The organism is Shewanella sp. MSW (assembly GCF_007636515.1).
GTDB classification, from domain to species: domain Bacteria; phylum Pseudomonadota; class Gammaproteobacteria; order Enterobacterales; family Shewanellaceae; genus Shewanella; species Shewanella indica.
The window spans coordinates 342,624-361,003 of record NZ_LVDR01000003.1; the positions used below are offsets into that span (position 1 = coordinate 342,624).

General features: G+C 49.4%; 22 protein-coding genes and 1 pseudogene. 14 read left to right on the forward strand and 9 right to left on the reverse strand.

The features are described from left to right. Positions 1-21: 21 nt before the first annotated feature. The 6 genes from AYI96_RS04740 to mgtE all read left to right on the forward strand — a co-directional run bounded on the left by AYI96_RS04740 (position 22) and on the right by mgtE (position 4,811). The gene (locus tag AYI96_RS04740; protein ID WP_144361088.1) at positions 22-1,485 is read left to right on the forward strand and encodes an RNA polymerase factor sigma-54; all 1,464 of its coding nucleotides are present in this window, start codon (positions 22-24) and stop codon (positions 1,483-1,485) included. Between the two features lie 31 nt (positions 1,486-1,516). Beyond that, positions 1,517-1,804 carry a ribosome hibernation promoting factor gene (hpf, locus tag AYI96_RS04745; protein ID WP_039033487.1) on the forward strand — a complete coding sequence of 96 codons (288 nt, stop codon included), beginning with the start codon at positions 1,517-1,519 and terminating at the stop codon, positions 1,802-1,804. A 2-nt stretch (positions 1,805-1,806) separates the two neighbouring features. Further along, a complete protein-coding gene (ptsN, locus tag AYI96_RS04750; RefSeq protein ID WP_039033488.1) occupies positions 1,807-2,250 on the forward strand; it encodes a PTS IIA-like nitrogen regulatory protein PtsN in 444 nt (147 codons plus the stop codon). Beyond that, the gene (rapZ, locus tag AYI96_RS04755) at positions 2,247-3,101 is read left to right on the forward strand and encodes an RNase adapter RapZ (protein WP_144361089.1); all 855 of its coding nucleotides are present in this window, start codon (positions 2,247-2,249) and stop codon (positions 3,099-3,101) included. Before ptsN ends, rapZ begins: the two co-directional genes overlap by 4 nt. Next, complete coding sequence (locus AYI96_RS04760) at positions 3,088-3,363, forward strand: HPr family phosphocarrier protein (protein ID WP_025011760.1); 276 nt, start codon at positions 3,088-3,090, stop codon at positions 3,361-3,363. Before rapZ ends, AYI96_RS04760 begins: the two co-directional genes overlap by 14 nt. Positions 3,364-3,446: 83 nt before the next feature. After that, complete coding sequence (mgtE, locus tag AYI96_RS04765) at positions 3,447-4,811, forward strand: magnesium transporter (RefSeq protein WP_025888608.1); 1,365 nt, start codon at positions 3,447-3,449, stop codon at positions 4,809-4,811. A 141-nt stretch (positions 4,812-4,952) separates the two neighbouring features. Here mgtE and AYI96_RS04770 read toward each other — a convergent pair whose 3' ends face one another. The 3 genes from AYI96_RS04770 to AYI96_RS04780 form a co-directional block, all read right to left on the reverse strand. Then, positions 4,953-5,336, reverse strand: coding sequence for a hypothetical protein (locus AYI96_RS04770; protein WP_144361090.1), 384 nt, complete (start codon positions 5,334-5,336; stop codon positions 4,953-4,955). A gap of 168 nt (positions 5,337-5,504) precedes the next feature. Next, positions 5,505-6,296: a molybdate ABC transporter substrate-binding protein gene (locus AYI96_RS04775; RefSeq protein ID WP_025011757.1), complete on the reverse strand. Its 792-nt coding sequence runs from the start codon at positions 6,294-6,296 to the stop codon at positions 5,505-5,507. Between the two features lie 189 nt (positions 6,297-6,485). Further along, the gene (locus AYI96_RS04780; protein WP_071476728.1) at positions 6,486-7,148 is read right to left on the reverse strand and encodes an OmpA family protein; all 663 of its coding nucleotides are present in this window, start codon (positions 7,146-7,148) and stop codon (positions 6,486-6,488) included. Positions 7,149-7,658: 510 nt separating this feature from the next. On the opposite strand from AYI96_RS04780, the gene AYI96_RS04785 reads away from it, so the two are divergent. After that, positions 7,659-7,892: a transposase gene (locus AYI96_RS04785; protein WP_144361091.1), complete on the forward strand. Its 234-nt coding sequence runs from the start codon at positions 7,659-7,661 to the stop codon at positions 7,890-7,892. A 115-nt stretch (positions 7,893-8,007) separates the two neighbouring features. On the opposite strand, the gene AYI96_RS04790 is transcribed toward AYI96_RS04785, so the two are convergent. Further along, the gene (locus AYI96_RS04790; protein WP_144361092.1) at positions 8,008-8,988 is read right to left on the reverse strand and encodes a catalase family peroxidase; all 981 of its coding nucleotides are present in this window, start codon (positions 8,986-8,988) and stop codon (positions 8,008-8,010) included. Between the two features lie 139 nt (positions 8,989-9,127). Here AYI96_RS04790 and fumC point away from each other — a divergent pair, with 139 nt between their 5' ends. Both fumC and AYI96_RS04800 read left to right on the forward strand, forming a co-directional pair. Next, positions 9,128-10,519 carry a class II fumarate hydratase gene (gene fumC, locus AYI96_RS04795; protein ID WP_071476725.1) on the forward strand — a complete coding sequence of 464 codons (1,392 nt, stop codon included), beginning with the start codon at positions 9,128-9,130 and terminating at the stop codon, positions 10,517-10,519. 100 nt (positions 10,520-10,619) lie between these two features. Further along, positions 10,620-11,168, forward strand: coding sequence for a DUF2799 domain-containing protein (locus AYI96_RS04800; protein ID WP_039033497.1), 549 nt, complete (start codon positions 10,620-10,622; stop codon positions 11,166-11,168). Positions 11,169-11,226: 58 nt separating this feature from the next. On the opposite strand, the gene AYI96_RS04805 is transcribed toward AYI96_RS04800, so the two are convergent. From AYI96_RS04805 to AYI96_RS04815, 3 genes and pseudogenes are all read right to left on the reverse strand, one after another. Then, on the reverse strand, positions 11,227-11,436 hold the full coding sequence (locus tag AYI96_RS04805) for a hypothetical protein (protein WP_144361093.1): 210 nt from the start codon (positions 11,434-11,436) through the stop codon (positions 11,227-11,229). 71 nt (positions 11,437-11,507) lie between these two features. After that, positions 11,508-11,687: pseudogene (locus AYI96_RS04810) on the reverse strand (helix-turn-helix domain-containing protein); the annotation flags it as partial. Between the two features lie 65 nt (positions 11,688-11,752). Further along, positions 11,753-12,439, reverse strand: coding sequence for a cold-shock protein (locus tag AYI96_RS04815; RefSeq protein WP_144361094.1), 687 nt, complete (start codon positions 12,437-12,439; stop codon positions 11,753-11,755). Between AYI96_RS04815 and AYI96_RS20260 the strand changes: the two genes are divergently transcribed. From AYI96_RS20260 to AYI96_RS04830, 4 genes are all read left to right on the forward strand, one after another. Then, a complete protein-coding gene (locus AYI96_RS20260) occupies positions 12,409-12,840 on the forward strand; it encodes a hypothetical protein (RefSeq protein ID WP_186300014.1) in 432 nt (143 codons plus the stop codon). The genes AYI96_RS04815 and AYI96_RS20260 overlap by 31 nt on opposite strands. Positions 12,841-13,293: 453 nt before the next feature. Next, a complete protein-coding gene (locus AYI96_RS04820; protein ID WP_144361095.1) occupies positions 13,294-13,668 on the forward strand; it encodes a molecular chaperone DnaJ in 375 nt (124 codons plus the stop codon). 150 nt (positions 13,669-13,818) lie between these two features. Beyond that, positions 13,819-15,084 carry an AAA family ATPase gene (locus AYI96_RS04825; protein ID WP_144361096.1) on the forward strand — a complete coding sequence of 422 codons (1,266 nt, stop codon included), beginning with the start codon at positions 13,819-13,821 and terminating at the stop codon, positions 15,082-15,084. Beyond that, the gene (locus tag AYI96_RS04830; protein ID WP_144361097.1) at positions 15,074-15,916 is read left to right on the forward strand and encodes a DUF4435 domain-containing protein; all 843 of its coding nucleotides are present in this window, start codon (positions 15,074-15,076) and stop codon (positions 15,914-15,916) included. Before AYI96_RS04825 ends, AYI96_RS04830 begins: the two co-directional genes overlap by 11 nt. 537 nt (positions 15,917-16,453) lie before the next feature. Here the strand turns inward: AYI96_RS04830 and AYI96_RS04835 are convergent. Continuing rightward, on the reverse strand, positions 16,454-16,681 hold the full coding sequence (locus tag AYI96_RS04835; RefSeq protein WP_144361098.1) for a DUF2188 domain-containing protein: 228 nt from the start codon (positions 16,679-16,681) through the stop codon (positions 16,454-16,456). Between the two features lie 807 nt (positions 16,682-17,488). On the opposite strand from AYI96_RS04835, the gene AYI96_RS04840 reads away from it, so the two are divergent. After that, on the forward strand, positions 17,489-17,971 hold the full coding sequence (locus tag AYI96_RS04840) for a hypothetical protein (protein ID WP_144361099.1): 483 nt from the start codon (positions 17,489-17,491) through the stop codon (positions 17,969-17,971). A gap of 151 nt (positions 17,972-18,122) precedes the next feature. Here AYI96_RS04840 and AYI96_RS04845 read toward each other — a convergent pair. Continuing rightward, a partial coding sequence (locus AYI96_RS04845) for a transposase (protein WP_144361100.1) occupies positions 18,123-18,380 on the reverse strand: 258 nt, incomplete at its 5' end.

The following is an 18,380-nucleotide window of genomic DNA, read 5'->3' on the forward strand; positions in this document are numbered from 1 at the left end:
CGAGTAGGGATTAGCGGTATAATGAAAGCGTCACTCCAGCTCAAATTGGGTCAACAGTTGACCATGACACCTCAGTTGCAGCAGGCAATTCGCCTGCTGCAACTGTCGTCCCTTGAGCTGCAGCAGGAAATCCAGGAAGCCTTGGAAGCCAACCCTCTGTTGGAGATGGCCGAGGACAACCAGGATGACGCTATCGACGACAACCACAAGGAAAACGACGCCGGCGAATTGAGCGTCAAGCAGGAAGATGGTTCCACGGTAGAAACCTCAGAGGCATTGAACAATGAGTCTATGCCGGATGAATTGCCTATGGATACCACCTGGGATGAAGTCTTTACCGCCGCCAGCGCCTCAGGGCCGGCTATGGGCCGTGAAGATGATATGCCCTTCCAGGGAGAAACCAGCGAAGGTCTCTATGAACACCTGGAATGGCAAAAAAACCTGACCCCGTTTTCCGATACCGACGACGCCATTGCCACCGCCATCATAGATGCCATCGACGAGCAGGGCTATCTAACCCAGAGCACTGAGGAGATCCTCGAAGCCATGGGCAACCCTGAGATTGAGCTCGATGAAGTCGAGGCGGTACTCAAGCGGATCCAGCACTTCGATCCCATCGGCATCGCCTCCAGAGATCTGCGCGAATGCCTGCTGATCCAATTGCAACAGTTCAACGCCGACACCCCGCATCTGGCCGACGCCCGCTTGTTGATTGACGAACATCTGGATCTCATCGCTACCCGCGACTTTCGCACCCTGATGCGTAAGACCAAGCTCAAGGAAGATCAACTGCGTGACGCCATCAACCTTATTCAGAGCCTCAATCCCCGCCCCGGTTTGCTGGTGCAGCCGATGGACGAGGAATATGTGATCCCGGATGTCAGCGTCTGGAAGAAGAGCGGCCGCTGGGTAGTGGAGCTCAATCCGGACTGTATGCCCAAACTCGGGATCAACCAACAGTATGCTGCCATGGCCCGTAGCGCCCGCAGCCAATCAGACAGCCAGTTTATTCGTGGTCATCTTCAGGAAGCCAAATGGTTTATCAAGAGCCTGGAGAGCCGCAACGATACCCTGCTCAAGGTGGCCAACTGCATAGTGCAGTTCCAGCAGGGATTTTTTGAATATGGTGAAGAGGCCATGAAACCCATGGTACTCAACGATATTGCCGAGGCGGTCGAGATGCATGAATCGACCATCTCCAGGGTCACCACTCAAAAGTATATGCATACCCCGAGGGGAATATTTGAATTGAAGTACTTCTTCTCCAGCCATGTCGGTACCGAAGATGGCGGAGAATGCTCTTCCACGGCGATCAGGGCTTTTATCAAGAAGCTCGTGGCAGCGGAAAACCAGAAGAAACCTTTGAGCGACAGCAAGATGGCACAACTTCTGGCAGAACAGGGAATCAACGTTGCAAGACGCACCATAGCCAAGTATCGCGAGGCTATGATGATACCACCGTCGAACCAGCGTAAGAGTTTATAAATCCACAGTTGGAAATTGGAGGAATCTTTCTATGCAAATCAACCTGACAGGACATCATATCGAGATCACCGACTCACTGCGTGACTATGTGGAAAGTAAGTTTTCGAAACTTGAACGCCATTTCGAACAGATCAATAATGTGCACGTTGTGCTCAATGTACAAAAACTGCAACAGATTGCCGAAGCCAAGATCAACCTCACAGGCGGCGAAGTCTATGCAACTTCTGAACATGCCGACATGTATGCCGCCATCGACGTTCTGATTGATAAATTGGATCGTCAGGTCATTAAACACAAAGAAAAGCTGACAAAACACTAACGATGGAACTGAGTACCATCCTGCGGCCGGAGTGCACTACCTGTGCCACTCCGGGCAGTAAGAAAAAGGTACTGGAGCTAATTAGCGATCTCGCCAGCGCCCAGTACCCCACCCTTTCCTCTCAAGCGATTTTTGAAAGCCTTTTGGCCCGCGAAAAGATGGGGAGCACAGGTATAGGTAATGGTATTGCGATTCCGCATGGCCGGCTGCCTGATATCACAGAGCCGATTGCCGTGCTGGTCAAATGCGAAGAGCCTATCGCCTTCGATGCCATAGACAACCAACCGGTGGACATACTGTTCGCCCTTCTGGTTCCCGCAGATCAATGCCAACAACATCTGAGTACCCTGTCTGCCATGGCTGAAAAGCTCAGCGACAAAGCAATACTCAAGCAGTTGCGTAAATCCCGCGATGAAACAGAACTCTATCAGGTGATCACAGGATGAAACTCGCTATAGTCTCAGGCCGCTCCGGTTCCGGAAAATCCGTTGCCCTCAGGGTACTGGAAGACCTGGGTTACTACTGTGTGGATAATCTGCCCCTGCCCATGATAGGCAGCCTGCTGGAAAACCTCCGAGGCAGCAATGATCTGGTCGCCATCAGCATAGATGTGCGCAACATGCCGGATCAGGAAAAAGTGCTGGAAAAACAGTTGGCAGCACTGCCGGAAAACACCCAACTGACCAGCTTCTTCCTCAACGCTTCCGATAAAGTACTCCTTAAACGCTACAGCGAAACCCGCAGATTACACCCCCTATCCAAGAGCACTGTCTCGCTGCAAGATGCCATCAAGCACGAAGGTAAGTTGCTGGAGCCTATGTCGAAACTGGTGGATCACTACATAGATACCTCGGCACTGAATATCTATGAACTCAGTGACAAAGTGCGAGAAATTCTGCTGGGCAGCGTCGACAAAGAGTTGGTGATCAACTTCGAATCGTTCGGCTTCAAGCACGGCATGCCCCAGGAAGCCGACTTCATGTTTGATGTGCGCTTTCTGCCCAACCCTCACTGGGAGCCGGCGCTCAGGCCACTGACCGGGCTGGATGAAGCTGTGCAGGAGTTTCTCAGCCGCCAGCCACTGGTGAACAAGTTTATCTGGCAGATAGAAAATCTATTGGAAACTTGGCTGCCGCACCTGGAACGCAACAACCGCAGTTACCTCACCATAGCCATAGGCTGCACCGGCGGCCAGCATAGATCTGTCTATGTCGCTGAGCAGCTCGCCAAGCGTTTTGGCAACAGCAAACACAAGGTACAGGCCCGTCACCGGGAGCTGAGTAATGGCAAAGGTTGAACGGGAAGTCACCATAGTCAATAAGCTGGGCCTGCATGCCCGCGCCGCCACTAAGCTGGCGGTGCTGGCCAGCGAGTTCGAAGCCGATATCACCCTGATCCAAGGCGAGAAAAAAGCCTCGGCCGCCAGTGTGCTTGGGCTCTTGATGCTGGAAACCGGCCAAGGCAAGAGTATTCGCCTCATCGCCGAAGGCCCGGATGCCGAACCCGCGATGGACGCTATCTGCGCCCTGATCAACGCCCGTTTCGACGAAGCCAGCTAAAGCCTTAGCGCTGCACTCTTTGTTTCTATAACACCCCAGTCTTGAGGTAACATATCCTCGCTTTGCATCACAGGGGGAACTGCATGCCAATAGAAGCGCTCGACCAAGAGCTGACAGAACAACGTCTTACTCAACTAAACCAAGCTCTTAGCAGTGGTATGTTCGTGCATGTGCGCGACATGCTGCAGCGAATGACGGCTTCGGATATCGCCTTTATTCTCGAATCTTCACCGCCGCGTACCCGTCAGGTACTCTGGCAACTGGTGGATCAGGAGCAGAGCGGCGAGATCCTCGAAGAGCTGGGTGAGGATATGAAAGACCAGCTGATCAGCCTTATGAGTCCTGAGCGTTTGGCGCGGGCGACCGCGGGTATGGATACCGATGACCTGGCCTATGTGCTGCGAAGCCTTCCCGATACCCTCTACAAGCAGGTACTGCACTCCATGAGTGCCCAGGACAGGGCCAGGGTCGAACAGGCGCTCTCTTATCCGGAAGACAGCGCCGGTAGTCTGATGAACACAGATACCGTGACCCTGAGGCCTGACGTCAATGTCGATGTGGTGCTGCGTTATCTGCGCCAAAGGGGCGAGCTGCCCGAAGCCACAGATACCCTCTACGTGGTAGATAGACGCGATATTTTGCTCGGTGGCGTCAAGCTCTCCAGCCTGCTAACCTGTAATCCCACCGCCGGGATCCGCAGCATAATGGATCCCGAACTTGAGAGCATTCCCGTCACCATGCCGGACAATGAAGTGGCCCAACTGTTTGAACGCCACGACTGGGTCTCGGCGCCAGTGGTCGACAGCGAAGGCCATCTGCTTGGGCGGATCACCATTGATGACGTGGTGGACGTTATCCGAGAAGACGCCGAACACTCCATGATGGGTATGGCGGGGATGGACGATGATGAAGACACCTTCGGCCCCGTGTTCAAGAGTGCCTTTCGCCGCTCCCTATGGTTGACCTTCAACCTGTTTGCCGCCCTGCTGGCCGCCTCGGTCAGCAATATGTTTGAAGGCACGCTGGAAAAATTTGCCACTATAGCAATTCTGATGACCATAGTGCCCAGCATGGGCGGCGTTGCCGGCAACCAGACGCTGGCGCTGGTGATCCGCGGTATCGCCCTCGGCCACATAGGCCAGAGCAACTCCCGCTGGCTTATCGGCAAGGAATTGGCCATCGGCTTTCTCAATGGCCTGTTGTGGTCGGCACTGGTATTCACTGCCGTGTGGATCTGGAAAGGCGATCTGGCGCTCGGCGCCCTTATTGGCGGCGCCATGTTGATCAATATGACGGTAGCCGGTCTCGCAGGGGCCAGTATTCCGCTGATCCTGAAAAAGCTCAATGTAGATCCTGCGCTGGCCGGCGGCATGGTGCTGACGACTGTGACGGATGTAATAGGCCTGTTCGCCTTCCTGGGATTGGCGACTCTCGTTTTAATGAGCTGAGGCTCTGGTTCTAATGGACTGAAGGCTCAGGTTCTAATGGGCTGAAGGCTTGGTGTTGATAGCCTGAAGCTCTGGCCTAGATGAATTGCAGAAATAGCAGGGGGCGACCAGGTTCGTCCTCTGACTGTGGAAGATAGCGAGTCAGTCTTTAAGCCAGTGCACCTTGGGCTCATCCTGTTCACAGAAGACAGAGACACACTCATTGCGGCTCACCAGCAGATATTCCTGCAACTTGAGATTGGCGCTGGCCATAAAGCCGCTGCGTTCGGCCTCCTGGCGATACCAACCACCGTTGGAGATACGGAACAACCAGCCATTGGAAAGGCTGCACTCGGTCCAGAACTCCATCAGATCGCCTTCATCCAGCATCCGACAGCCAACCACAGAGTCAAAGTGCACCAATGCTCGGCTGCCCTCAACACTCAGTTCGATATCCAAGCCCTGACTGTCATAACAAAGGCGGATAAATCTCACCTCGTCGCCGAGATAATCTGTCGCTATCGGTAAGCCTTTGGTTTCGAGCATGCTCCCCCCTGGCAAGGACATAATGCCCTACTTTAGAAGGATAATAATTGCCTGTGCAAGCTGATTTGGCCAAAAAAACGTGAAATACCCATAAAGAGAGTGCGGGTAAGTTCAGAGCAACTGACTCGCACATCTCCAGAGTAAAACCCGCTTCCGCCGAATAGAGATTTAGGGCTTAAGCGGTGCTTCAAAGCCGTAAGAGGCCAGAATGGATTGCCCCTTGGGAGAGAGAATATACATGGCCAGCGGCCAGGCGGCAGAGTCGGCCTTATCCAGCACCAGCATGCCATAGTTGGCACCCACTGCCAGCGACTCGGGCAACGCCACTATCTTGAGATCAGGCACTTCTTTCTTGGCCAATACGGCATTGGTGCAGTAGGTTAGAAATACATCCGCCTGTTTGTTGGCCATCACCCAGCCATAGGGATTTTTGCCTTTCGGCGCCTTGGCACTGTCGGCGCCACCGGTCAGCTTGAGCGCCTTGGCCGCCAGTTTGGCCTGACTACCGGGCTTGATAGCTTCGGCGCGGTCAAACACCTTGAAAGCATAGTCACCGGCAGGGTCGGCCTTGGGAGTAGAGGTGCCCAGCTTGATCTTGCTGTCCAGCAGAGTATCCAGCATATTCTCTGTCGTCAGAGGAACATTATCTTGCGCCAAGGCGCACAGGCGGTTACGGGCAAACATCACCACAGGCGCACCCTTGCCTTCCTGCATCAGTTTCTGTGGATGCTTCATATTGGCCGACGCAAACAGGTCGACCTTCTCGCCCTCTTCAATTCGGCCTCTGAGCAGGCCTGAAGGAGCAAACTGAGCATTAACCTTAACGCCGCCATCGGCCTGATAACTGGCGATAACATCCGTCATGGCTGTCTTCAAACTTCCTGCGGCCCTGAATTCCAAATCCGCCGCCTGCGAGAAGGCGGGCAGTAACAGTGCGAGTAAGCAGACGCTCTTTTTCATTTATTTTTCTCCGGTGTATAAGATACAGATGCCGCTAAACTCAACCAAACCGCATCACAAATCAACGCACCACGGCAAAACTTGTCATAAATTCCCCTCAAGATCACGCCATCTGAAAAGGAGAACCGAAGAAAGGGACAATTTGACCCAATAAAAAGGGCCGCCGCAGCGACCCTTAAGCTTAAAATCTTAGCCAAGTGGACTAAGAATAATCTCTACCCGACGGTTCTGTGCCCGCCCCTGAGGGCTGGCATTTGAGGCGATTGGGCTGGCCTCACCTCGGCCTTGGGTCAGCACTCGCTGTCCGGATACGCCTTTACGGATCAAGTAATTACCTACCTCACTGGCGCGAACCTGTGACAATCTCAGGTTGTAAGACTCAGAGCCGCTGCTGTCGGTATAACCCACTACATTCAGCTGAGTCTTGTCATATTCCTTGGCCACCAGCACTACGCTATCCAATACCCGCATGGCACCACTGCTGAGATCTGTCTTGTCGACCTGGAAAGTCACTTCATTGGGCATGTTGAGCACTATGGTATCGCCCACCCGGGTCACACTGACGCCGGTTGAAGCCAGTTGCTGACGCAACTTGGTTTCCTGCACATCCATGTAATAGCCGATACCTCCACCTACGGCAGCACCGGATGCCGCACCTATCAGGGCGCCCTTGCCCCTGTCACTCTTACTGGAAGAAGCCACACCTATGGCTGCACCGGCGACGGCACCTATCAGTGCTCCGTTGGTCGCCTTGGCGGTCTGTTGTTCATTGGTATAAGGATTCACTGTAGTACAGCCAGTTGCCAGCAATGCCAGCAACAGAGGAGCTGTCAGAAAAGCGCGCTTTTTCATGTTATTTTTTCCTTCGTCTGCTTGTTCCAACCTAAGCGGAACCTACCTGGCGCCAAAGTATATAGCAGCGCTTCAAGCAGGCAATCCCCCGGAGGCCATAGAGGTGGCAAATCCGCACGGCGTTCAGCATGGATTCAGTCAAATCCGACTTTTCCCACCCCCGGATTGTCAGCCAAGTGTCATGGCGCTGACATCAAATGAAGTCCCAAAATAGAGCAGACTGCACTCTATTGGGTGGCGCCAGGCAGATACACCCGATAATGAAATGAATCAATTTTCTTTTATATCAACATATTAAAAGAAGATTAAAAACTGGCATGTTTCTTACATACCTATAAAGCAGTATTCCACCGTTCAGGAGTCATTATGAAAACATTGATGAAAATGCGCAGCAGTTGGCATTCACTCTGGCATTGCCTCAAGCACTTGGGCTACAGCCAATGGGATGTGGAATAGCAGAGGTGGAATCACAGCTCTGGAAAACCATTCTTGAACCATCAAGGAGGCAGTATGGAAATTAACGAGCAGAAGCTGCGACAGCAAGCCATTAAGGAAGTGACCCAAAACGGCAGGCTCATGTTTGACGTTGCCCGTCAGCATGGGATCTCCACCAAACAGGTTTATCAGTGGCTGGCGCAGAATGAAACGGCAGGCAGACCCAGACAATCCCGGCTGATGGGAGAAATGCAGCAACTGCAGCAGCGCATTCGTCAGTTGAGCCAGAAGTTCAGCTTAATCCGTTAAAGTTTCGACAGGAGCGAACCTGACACACAGTTATCGCCCCCAACGATAAAAAATGTACATATAACAACGATAAAGCGCTACATTTTTTAGGTTCGTTCCTGTCATTTTATTGCCGTTACCGGCCGCTTAAACGCTTGCCGAAAGAGATGGCATAAGCCGCGGATCTCAGCCGCAGCACAGGGTCGTCACTGGCGGCAATCCCTTTACTGAGCACATTGGGATCAAAGTTCAGCCTGTCGCAGGCCGAAGCCGCAACCGAGTCTATGCTCAGGCGCCCGAGAGTAACCCTGGGGCGGTTATCCGGCCACTGCAGTGAAGGGTCGAGTAAGGGATCCCCCTCCTCGGCCAGGATCAGCTTAAGCTCAAACTGAGCAGGCCCTGTTTTCAGCCTCTGCATCAACCTCTCCTGCAGAAAATCATCCGGCAACTGCGCCATCTCGGCATCCGTCAATGGTTGCTCCCCGTCCACAGGCCAAAGCTCCCAGCGACCAAAGCGCTTTTGCTGGCCTTGGTTACCAAAAATAAAACTGTGAATGCCAAAGTAGTTGACCGAGGTATAGGCCGCCGGTGGATTGTGCTGCTTTAGCCACTGCCCCTGACGGGCGGCATCCGGATGTTGCTGCAGATAGCGTGCAACCGCGCCGGTTTCCCCCTCACGCTGCGCCAGTGACGCGCGCAGCAAGCCAAGAAAACTGTCGGGATCTTTCCCCGGAAACACTGGCGTGGTCAACCCGGCCAACTGATGCACCTGCCCGTCCGGCAGTTCGATGCGCACGCCTATCCCCCTTGGGCTGCGACTGGTATCGGCCACAAAAGGATCGCCACCCGCCATGGAAAAACGCACCTGAGCGGGCAGAGCCTGCTCTGTGGCAAACAGAGATAGTTCCTTGAGCCAGGGCTCCCCGGCACTTGGCCGGAAACTGCCAATGGTACAAACTCCCTTGGCATGTCCCTTGCGCTCTCCCGGATGTTGACCGGAAAGCGCTTCAAATACCTGGATAAAATCATTTGCCTGAGCCGCCATTACCGAACTGGAGCCCAAAGCCCACAACTGAGCTCCCAAAAGCAATAACGCAGGCCAAACCGATACTCTCATGCTTACTCCCTTTGTAAAAATCAGAATCCAAGCCTGAAACAGGCCGCCCAACCCAGACCGGGAAACCCGGCGGATTATTTCAGGAGAAACCCAAAGGCCATGCTATGCTGAGGACGGCAACAGACGACAGGAGGCGACAATGCAATATCGGATTGAGCACGACACCCTGGGCGAGGTCAAGGTCGAAGCAGACAAATACTGGGGCGCCCAAACCCAGCGCAGTCTGGAAAACTTCCCCATAGGCCCGCAAGCGAGTATGCCGAAGGCCATCATCCACGCCTTCGCCCTGTTGAAGAAAGCCGCAGCCCAGACCAATGCCGAGCTTGGGCAACTGCCCAAGGACAAGGCGGCGCTCATCGCCAAAGTTTGTGATGAAATCTTGGCGGGCCAACTGGAGCAGCACTTTCCCCTGGTCATTTGGCAGACCGGCAGCGGCACCCAAACCAATATGAACCTCAATGAGGTAATAGCCAATCGCGGCATGGCGCTGGCACACAAGGCCATCAGCCTGAGCCCGAACGATGATGTCAATCGCAGCCAGAGCAGCAATGATACCTTCCCCAGCGCCATGCATATTGCCGTGGTGCTCAAGACCTGCAGGCACACACTGCCCGCCATAGCTGCGCTGCGCGATAGCCTAAAACACAAGTCACAACAGTTTGCCGATATTCCCAAAACCGGCCGCACCCACTTTATGGATGCCACCCCGCTGACCCTGGGACAGGAGATCAGTGCCTGGGTGACTCAGTTGGATAAAGGCATAGGCGCCATAGAGCGGGCGTTGGCAAACTGCCGTGAATTGGCCCTTGGCGGCACAGCCGTGGGGACAGGGCTCAATGCTCCCGCAGGTTATGCCGAGCGCGCTGCCGAACTGATATCGTCATTCAGTGGTGAGCAGTTTGTCAGCGCGGCCAACAAGTTCGAGGCACTGAGTGCCAGCGATGCCATGGTCGAGCTCAGCGGCGCCTTCAAGCGCCTGGCGGTCAGCCTGATGAAGATAGGCAATGATGTTCGCATGCTCGCCAGCGGCCCCCGTTGCGGCATAGGGGAACTGCAGTTGCCTGCCAACGAACCCGGCTCCAGCATAATGCCCGGCAAGGTTAACCCGACTCAGTGCGAGGCGCTGACCATGGTAGCGGCTCAGGTGATGGGCAACGATCTCGCCGTCAGCATAGGTGCCAGCAACGGCCAGTTTCAGCTCAATGTCTTTCGGCCGCTCATTGCCGCCAATCTGCTGCAAAGCGCCGAATTGCTGGGTGATGCCTGTCTGAGCTTTGATGAGCGCTGCGCTTCGGGGCTGGAACCCAACCGCGAGATGATAGCCAAGCAGCTGCAGCGCTCCTTGATGCTGGTCACCAGCCTCAATCCTCACATAGGCTATGCCAAGGCGGCCCAAATCGCCAAGGACGCCCACCAAAGAGGCATTAGTCTGAGGCAAGCTGCGTTGGAGTCAGGACTGGTAACAGAGGCCGAGTTTGATACTTGGGTCAATCCGGCGAACATGTTGGGCCCTTTCCAGGCTAAATTGTAAATTTGTATTAATACGTATCAGGTTTGGAGCTAATCGCTGTATTATACCGACTCCTCGCCACGGATTAGGCTTATTCAACTAATAAGCAGTCATTTACAGAATGAAATACCAAAATATCTTATTGGCACTGAGCGCGCTCATGCTGACCCAATGCAGTTCACTCGACCTCAACCAATGCCAAAACTCAGATTGGTTTTCCCTCGGACTTCAGGATGGCAACAATGGCGCTCATGCCAGCAGGATCAATAATTATGCCGAAGATTGTGCCGAGTTCGGCATTCGGGTTGATCATGGCGAGTGGCGCAATGGCTATCTACAGGGGCTGCAAAACTACTGTCAGCCGGAAAATGGCTACCGAGTCGGCCTGGCAGGTGAAGGCTATGCCGGTGTCTGTTCCAGCAACGCCTTTGTCGAACAGTACAATGCCGGCTACCACCAATACCAGCTCAACAAACGTGCCGATGAGATCCGCAGCCGCCTGCGTCAGATAGATTATCAAATCCGCGATCTGGATCAGAAGCTGGTGTCCATGACAGACAAGGCCAGCACCCTGGAGAAGAAAAAACAGCTGCTGAATGAAAAAGACAAGCTGGTGAACGAGCTCAGGTATCTGCAAGTCCCGGATGTGCAGTTCAGATGGCAATTCTGACACTTGCCGACCTTAAGTTAAGCCGCCGACAGACCGCCCAGGCAGATAAAGCTAAGGGCTACGCAAGGAGCTTGGTTTCGCCGCTTATCTGTCGCTCGGCCAAGAGACAGATAAGCGCTGAAACAACAGCCTGCCTCAGCAAGGAAATATACCGGCGATAACTGACGGCAAAACTCTCGGTGGCGGCATCGAATAACAACTCACCTATGATTCGGTCACCAAGATGCATATCCAAGACAAGGTTTGCGGTTCCACTTATACCCCCCATATCCAGTACCACCCATATCCAGTAACACCCGGTCAAATCAACATCAGGCTTGGGCTGCGCCAGCAAACGAACCCCAAACCATTGAGTATCTTGAAGACAGTAGAGATATGGACATCTTCAGCCATCTCTACCCGGATCAAGGTTTTGTTGGTGACACCACAAAACATTGCCACCACTTACTGAGTGAATGCCGCTTCCTTTCTGCAGGCCTTAATCCAAGCACCCGATGCATATGGAGTTAATGGGGCCATAAGAACGACGCAAAGTGTAGTTAAGTACACTTTTTCATCCATTCAAGCTGAAATCACCATGCCTGTTACTGCGGGAACAGACCGGCGATACCGGCGATAATCGCCGCTGGCAGGATAGCCACCACAGCAAGCACAGCAACGGCGCTGCCGAGGCAACCGGAAAGCTGGCTCTGCCTTGCCTTAAGCTCAGCCTCTTGTATCGGCCCAAAGGCCTGCTCAGCCGCCTGTATTCTTTGCTGCAACTGCCGCTCGGCAGCTAGGGCCATCTCTTTGGTGTCACAGGGCTGCTTTTCAGTGACCAGGGCCAACTCCCCCTTGAAAGCATGGCCGGTAAAGCGATAGTTGCCTTCGGAGAAGGTCTTCTTTTCAAACTCAAGCCCGAGCACGGCATTGCAGCCACACTGCTTAGCCAGTTCTTCTATATACTGGCGCCCCTTGGCCGGGTCCTTGAAAAAACGGGTCGAAATAGGCAAGCGCAACGCGGCGTCACCATGCTTGGGATTGCTACCCTTGGAGGTGAAGAAATTCAGCAGTCGTTCTCTTATATAGACCTCAGGAATACGGACCTGCTTGGCAGACAATCCCTTGGGGGTTGGCGTAGGGTCAAACTCGACCAGCACATTCTTGACCAGCTTAGCCTCATCACTCCTGTTCACCAGGGCCGAAACATGCAGAAAATAGCTTTCACCATCCTCCCCATTGATAAAGCCAAATTTTTTAGATGAGACATACGAAACGACTTTTCCTTTCACTACACAATCCCGATAACTTTCTCTACGACTTCCAAAGCCCTATACAGCAACAGCCACAAAAAACCGCTGCAGCAACAGAACAGATTCAAGCCACCGATACTAACATCTCAACCCGGCAGCAACTGCTGCAACATCCTCAAAAACCGGTTAAAACCGTTCACTTTTCCCTAAAAATCATTGCCGCTTCCCCGCCAGCCACTTTTTGCCCGTCAACAGGCCAGCAAAACCATTCACTGAAGCCGCTAACTCAAGCGAGCAAATTAAACGGGCAACTCAAGCAGGCAACTCAAATAAGCCACTCAAACAAGTCACTCAAACAAGTTACTTCAGCCAAACCGCACAACAAAACCCCATGCGGTAAAGCTTGTTTTTCACCGCGGCAATATTGTAGGATTGGCTAAGCTTTTAACAAAAAACCAACTAAAAGCAATACTTAAGCGCTAGCTAAAGTGCGAACAACAATCAGGGATGGCAGCCACGCTCACCCGGAGCAGGCAAAAGGCAAGGACAAGCTTTCAATACCTCACCTCATATTCCTCCCTGACCCAAGCCACTTTAACCGCTGTGCAACTTGTGACCTAGACAAAGGTTTCACCGGCAACAAATTGATAGCTTAAACGTTGTTTTAAAAGAATATTCAACATGACAGAAACTGCTGTCTGATAGCCAAAATCAGGGGCGGTAGCGTCAAAATTACGGGTAATAGAGGCGCATTTCAGTGGACGCCAGTTGCCAAGCTTATTCCACCACCTAAGTAGTATCTCGGCGCAATGGGCTCGCTCCCGACCTCGGAATAGCTGAACCCTAACCAAAAAATCAATCTTAGCGCTGTATTTTCAAAGGAATGAATCTAGATGCAAGACGTCAAAGTCAACCTATACGACTGCAAGCACTGCTCTGGTACAGGAACCTGCAGCAGCAAAAAAGATAACACCTCGTGTGAAGTCTGTGCCAAGAAGAATGAACTACCATTCTGGCGCAGACGAAATCAACATGGACTGCTTTGTGGTTCATGCGGTGGCATAGGAAAAGCAGAACCGTTAACAGAAAGAATGAACAAGCGAATAGCCCCCCTATTGGCGATTTCTTTAGTAATAATCCTATTAGGTATCATCGGCGTATCGGCTCTATTTGAGAACAAATACTTCTCTGAAATACTTGCATTTTCAGGAGCGATTATAGGTTCGGTATGCGGTTTTTATTTCTCAGCAATCAAGAGCCAGAGTTAACTAACACTCAATAAAACCAAGTACTAAAAATATGAAAGAAAGAGAAAAATCGCCGTCTTATTGATGCGGATAATTCCTACGCCAAAAATAACCTCATAAAAAATCAACAGGTATATCAAATACCAAACAAAACCTGAAAGAGACATAAAAATGTTCAAAGTTACAGAAGTAAAAATAAATAACTTTTGGTATAGAGCAGATGCTTACTGCACATTCAACAAAGATGTTAATATCATTATAGGGAAAAACGGAACAGGAAAAACAACATTCATGAACATTTTACATTCAGCCTTAAATGTTGACCTTGACGCATTAATTGAAAATGACTTCGACCAAATTGAAATAAAACTAAACCACAACAACAAACAAAAAACCATAAAGGTTAAAAAGGAATCAAATAAAAACTCACAATTTGCATTTATCGACTACTTCATATCAAATAAAAAGTACAGTTTAAGAACCATAATAACAAATGACATTAGAATTGGATTACACTATAAGAAAAGAGCAATGGAGGTTTCATCAGAACTAAGAAAAATAATTAGTAGCTTTGTATCTCTTGCATCTTTATCAGTTTACAGACTTAGAGGAGGGGATGAGATAGAAGTATTTGACAAAAAAGAGAAAAAACTAATATCCCCTGTAGACTTCCGTTTAAGTCAACTAACATCAGAATTAACTCAGTATCAACTTGAACTAGGACTAGAAGCAAGGAATATATCAATCAGTCTCCAGAAAGATGTTTTGGCATCTATTCTATACACAGATTCAGAACTAGAGCTTTATATTCCAAACGACTTTGAAAGAGCTAAGGAAACACACAGTCTAGTCACAGCATACAAAAGACTAAATGCTATGGACAGAACAATAAAAAATAAGATAACTAAACATGTTGACGCTATAGACATGGCGGTAGAACAACTACGCACCAGTAAAAACAAAAAAAGTCAAACAAAAATAGATTTTGCAGCACTAGAGGCTTTTGTTAGAACGAGAAAAATTATTGAAATGTCTCTTGCCGCAGAAGAAAAAACAAACAAAGTTTTTAGCCAAATTGAACTCTTTATAAGTATACTAAAAGAATTTATACCAGATAAAAAATTTCATCTAGATGCAGGCGGACTCACAGCAACCAATTTAAACAATGAAGAAATAGAGTTAAAAAAGCTATCATCTGGCGAAAAACAGCTATTAATCCTTTTAATAGAAACACTTCTACAGCGATCATCACCATTTATTTTTTTAACTGACGAACCTGAAATATCATTACATATTGAATGGCAAAGAAAAATTATCCCTGCTGTCAGGCAATTAAATCCAGAAGCACAAGTGATTGCTGCAACCCATTCGCCTGAAGTTGCATCAAAATATAGAAGTTATATAAAAGATATGAAAGGTGTGGTAAATGTCAGATAACTTCTATTACAGTAATGATGCAGAAAATGTACGAGCTCTTTTTCATGATTGTCAAGAAATGCTATATGTTGAAGGTGAAGATGACGAAATATTCTGGGAACACATTCTTGCCAAATTCAATATAATATCAAAATACAAAATAGAGTCCGTAAATGGGAAAGAAGAACTTTCAAAAAGAATTAAGAAGATTAACTCGGGTGAATTAACAGCGTTCGCAGCAATGGATATGGATTTCTCTTTATTAAGGAAAGACCATTACAACAACCCAAAAGTATTAATGACGTATGGACATTCTATAGAAAACACAATTATTTGTGAAAAGGTAATATGTCGTGTGGCGAGAATCCATGGTCGTAAAAAGAATAGTACCAACGCTCATAACGAGTGTTTGTCTTGGTTGAAAAAATTCTTTAATCATTTTGATGAGTTAATTTTAATGGACGCAGCAAATGACACAAACAATAAAGGATTAAACATTCTATGCTCAAACTGTACTAAATTCATGACATCAGCAGATTCAATCACACCATCAGATAAAAAAATAGAAGATCATATAACGTCGAATTCATTATCAAAACAACTAAAACCATACTTAGAAAAAACAAAAGTCTCTATCATTGGATCTAATAGAAAAAATTCTGACTTTATCAGAGGACATTTCTTGATATCTGGAGCAATAAAATATACAAACAAGCTGATAAAGGAAAATGGTTCATCAAAAAAAACCTCCGTAGATGGTTTTTTTGGAAATGCAATTCAAGCTTGGGATTTTATCTTTGATAGCAAACACCCTCACTACTACTATTACGAATCGGAAATAAATAAGCTCTAGAAATATAAAACTAAAAAGTTTAGCTATTTCGAGGGTCTCCATTAAGAGAAAAGAGTGAGGACAGCCACAACACTTCACCCGCAGGTCGCACCAAATGACCCGGCATATGCGCATCAGTGACCGTCGCCAACATGGATGTTGGCGCCGAGCTTACAGGGATGTATTCACAGCGTGTCACTGAAGTGCATATGCATAAGGCCTGCGGCAGGCAATGAGTAGCACAATCAGCCGGAAGCCATTCCAAACCCAAACCACTCCCCCGCCCTCGGCAGAAACCGCTGGAATGGAAAAGGCCCGCGTTCGATGCGCGGGCCTTTTCCTTTCTCGGAATAAACAAAACCCCGGACAGATCCGGGGTTTTATTGTGGTCACAGAGAGACCAAGGCAACCGCCTTGATCAATCTGCGGCTGGGCAGATGTCGGGTAAGGAGCAGCCATTCCTGGCTCCCCCTCCCCTAAGAACCGTATGTACGAGTTTCCCCCGCATACGGCTCATGCCTTTATAAGTTCTCACGAAAGAGAACCAGCAACCGATAACTAGCCTTTCGGTGGAAAAGGATCGTTACCGTATGAGTCACGTTCACGTATCGTTCCATTCTTTCGATGTACGAACGCTTCTGACTCTTGTCTTCGAGCAATTTCTCTAGCCACTGCTGCAGCTTCTGCTTGAGTGGCATGTCGACTGGTAAAACGTTCATTACCAGCCCCTTTGACCCCCCAACCACCTTCAGGGTGTGGTACAGCGTGTTGGTTTTTTCCTGACATTTACTGATTCCTCATTCTGTGAAATGCCAGTTAATAGTACAGATAAAAAACTAAGCTATCAATATATATTGTGCTAAATTAAAATAAACAACACAATATATAGTGTTTAATCGCTAAACACTAACCCAATACGATCAATGACTAATTCATCACTAGCAGATTACACCAAATCACCCTGCATATGCGCATCAGTGACCGTCGCCAACATGGATGTTGGCGCCGAGCTTACAGGGATGTATTCACAGCGTGTCACTGAGGTGCATATGCATAAGGCCTGCGGCAGGCAATGAGTGGCACAATCAGCCGGAAGCCATTCCAAACCCAAACAAGCAAAAGTCAGGACACCCACAACACTTTTGCTGTGTGGAGTCTACAGGGACCTATCTATTAGTAAGAGGGCGACAAGCCTGCAGCCCTCTGGTGGGACTCGTCCTGCTGGGCCAGGAGATTCGGCACCTCCAGGCAGTCAGATCGGTGAAAATGGAATCTTTGGAAGGCCAGAAAATAGAAGAAGTGGCTCAAGTATAAGCAAAAGTCAGGACACCCACAACACTTTTGCTGTGTGGAGTCTACAGGGACCTATCTATTAGTAAGAAGGCGACGAGCCGAAAAGTAGAGCCTGCAGCCCTCTGGTGGGACTCGTCCTGCTGGGCCTGGAGATTCGGCACCTCCAGGCAGTCAGATCGGTGAAAATGGAATCTTTGGAAGGCCAGAAAATAGAAGAAGTGGCTCAAGTATTGACATTCCTGCTAATGGCGACAAACCTCATGAGACATTGCATTACCCATCAAAAGAGCAGAATAAACAATGAAATATTTGAAGTTTAGTACTGGTGATGTTTCACTGGACATTATAAAACACATTCTTTTGAACAATAGAGTGATTGGGTATGGTGTCCCAGCATCACAGAACTTATCTTGTGCTTGGATATTTAACCTTTATTTTGAAGGTTTTGATAAAACTCTCAGTTTTTCATCAGATGTTGCGAGTTCTACAGGATGGAAAGAATATGGGTATTTAAGAATGGACTTGAAGCCAGTTGAAAGTAATAAAGAGTTAATTACATATGTGGCTATTGAGCCGATAGATATTTCATCGCTTGATATTCTAATAAATGAAGAAGATGACATAATTGCTGAATGCGGACTTATCTTAATTGGAGAAAATAAAAGATGGGTTGTGATATCAACTTCCCCAGCACCCGGAGCGGTTTCTGTTAAAGCGGACTTTAACACTGTAGGATATAAGCCGGAAATATTGTTGGAGCAGTGCAGCATAAAGAGAATTTGATTTTCATGAAAGAGTGAGGACAGCCAAAACACTTCACCCGCAGACTGCACCAAATCACCCGGCATATGCGCATCAGTGACCGTCGCCAACATGGATGTTGGCGCCGAGCTTACAGGGAGAGGGTGTTCAAAATTCTGTGTCACGTTAAAAATCACAGATCGATGTGAGCATCCAGTCGTCCTTCAAAATGGATGGACAGCTGAGATAGCGTTAAATTCCAGTTTTGAATCGGGTGTGACCACCGCTCCTGAGCCTTCAATATACCGGCGTAGAGCAGTTTGAGTAAACTGTTCTCGTTGGCAAAACCACCCTTGGTTTTCGTCAGTTTACGAAACTGACGATGTACGGCCTCAACCGCGTTCGTGGTGTAGATAGCCTTACGCACGTATTCCGGGTACTTAAAATAGGT

Bases quoted from the DNA above. Each gene is read 5' to 3' on its own strand.
- AYI96_RS04740 (WP_144361088.1), top strand. From the start codon at position 22: ATGAAAGCGTCACTCCAGCTCAAATTGGGTCAACAGTTGACCATGACA.
- hpf (WP_039033487.1), top strand. From the start codon at position 1,517: ATGCAAATCAACCTGACAGGACATCATATCGAGATCACCGACTCACTG.
- ptsN (WP_039033488.1), top strand. From the start codon at position 1,807: ATGGAACTGAGTACCATCCTGCGGCCGGAGTGCACTACCTGTGCCACT.
- rapZ (WP_144361089.1), top strand. From the start codon at position 2,247: ATGAAACTCGCTATAGTCTCAGGCCGCTCCGGTTCCGGAAAATCCGTT.
- AYI96_RS04760 (WP_025011760.1), top strand. From the start codon at position 3,088: ATGGCAAAGGTTGAACGGGAAGTCACCATAGTCAATAAGCTGGGCCTG.
- mgtE (WP_025888608.1), top strand. From the start codon at position 3,447: ATGCCAATAGAAGCGCTCGACCAAGAGCTGACAGAACAACGTCTTACT.
- AYI96_RS04770 (WP_144361090.1), bottom strand. From the start codon at position 5,336: ATGCTCGAAACCAAAGGCTTACCGATAGCGACAGATTATCTCGGCGAC.
- AYI96_RS04775 (WP_025011757.1), bottom strand. From the start codon at position 6,296: ATGAAAAAGAGCGTCTGCTTACTCGCACTGTTACTGCCCGCCTTCTCG.
- AYI96_RS04780 (WP_071476728.1), bottom strand. From the start codon at position 7,148: ATGAAAAAGCGCGCTTTTCTGACAGCTCCTCTGTTGCTGGCATTGCTG.
- AYI96_RS04785 (WP_144361091.1), top strand. From the start codon at position 7,659: ATGGAAATTAACGAGCAGAAGCTGCGACAGCAAGCCATTAAGGAAGTG.
- AYI96_RS04790 (WP_144361092.1), bottom strand. From the start codon at position 8,988: ATGAGAGTATCGGTTTGGCCTGCGTTATTGCTTTTGGGAGCTCAGTTG.
- fumC (WP_071476725.1), top strand. From the start codon at position 9,128: ATGCAATATCGGATTGAGCACGACACCCTGGGCGAGGTCAAGGTCGAA.
- AYI96_RS04800 (WP_039033497.1), top strand. From the start codon at position 10,620: ATGAAATACCAAAATATCTTATTGGCACTGAGCGCGCTCATGCTGACC.
- AYI96_RS04805 (WP_144361093.1), bottom strand. From the start codon at position 11,436: ATGGGGGGTATAAGTGGAACCGCAAACCTTGTCTTGGATATGCATCTT.
- AYI96_RS20260 (WP_186300014.1), top strand. From the start codon at position 12,409: ATGAGACATACGAAACGACTTTTCCTTTCACTACACAATCCCGATAAC.
- AYI96_RS04820 (WP_144361095.1), top strand. From the start codon at position 13,294: ATGCAAGACGTCAAAGTCAACCTATACGACTGCAAGCACTGCTCTGGT.
- AYI96_RS04825 (WP_144361096.1), top strand. From the start codon at position 13,819: ATGTTCAAAGTTACAGAAGTAAAAATAAATAACTTTTGGTATAGAGCA.
- AYI96_RS04830 (WP_144361097.1), top strand. From the start codon at position 15,074: ATGTCAGATAACTTCTATTACAGTAATGATGCAGAAAATGTACGAGCT.
- AYI96_RS04835 (WP_144361098.1), bottom strand. From the start codon at position 16,681: ATGTCAGGAAAAAACCAACACGCTGTACCACACCCTGAAGGTGGTTGG.
- AYI96_RS04840 (WP_144361099.1), top strand. From the start codon at position 17,489: ATGAAATATTTGAAGTTTAGTACTGGTGATGTTTCACTGGACATTATA.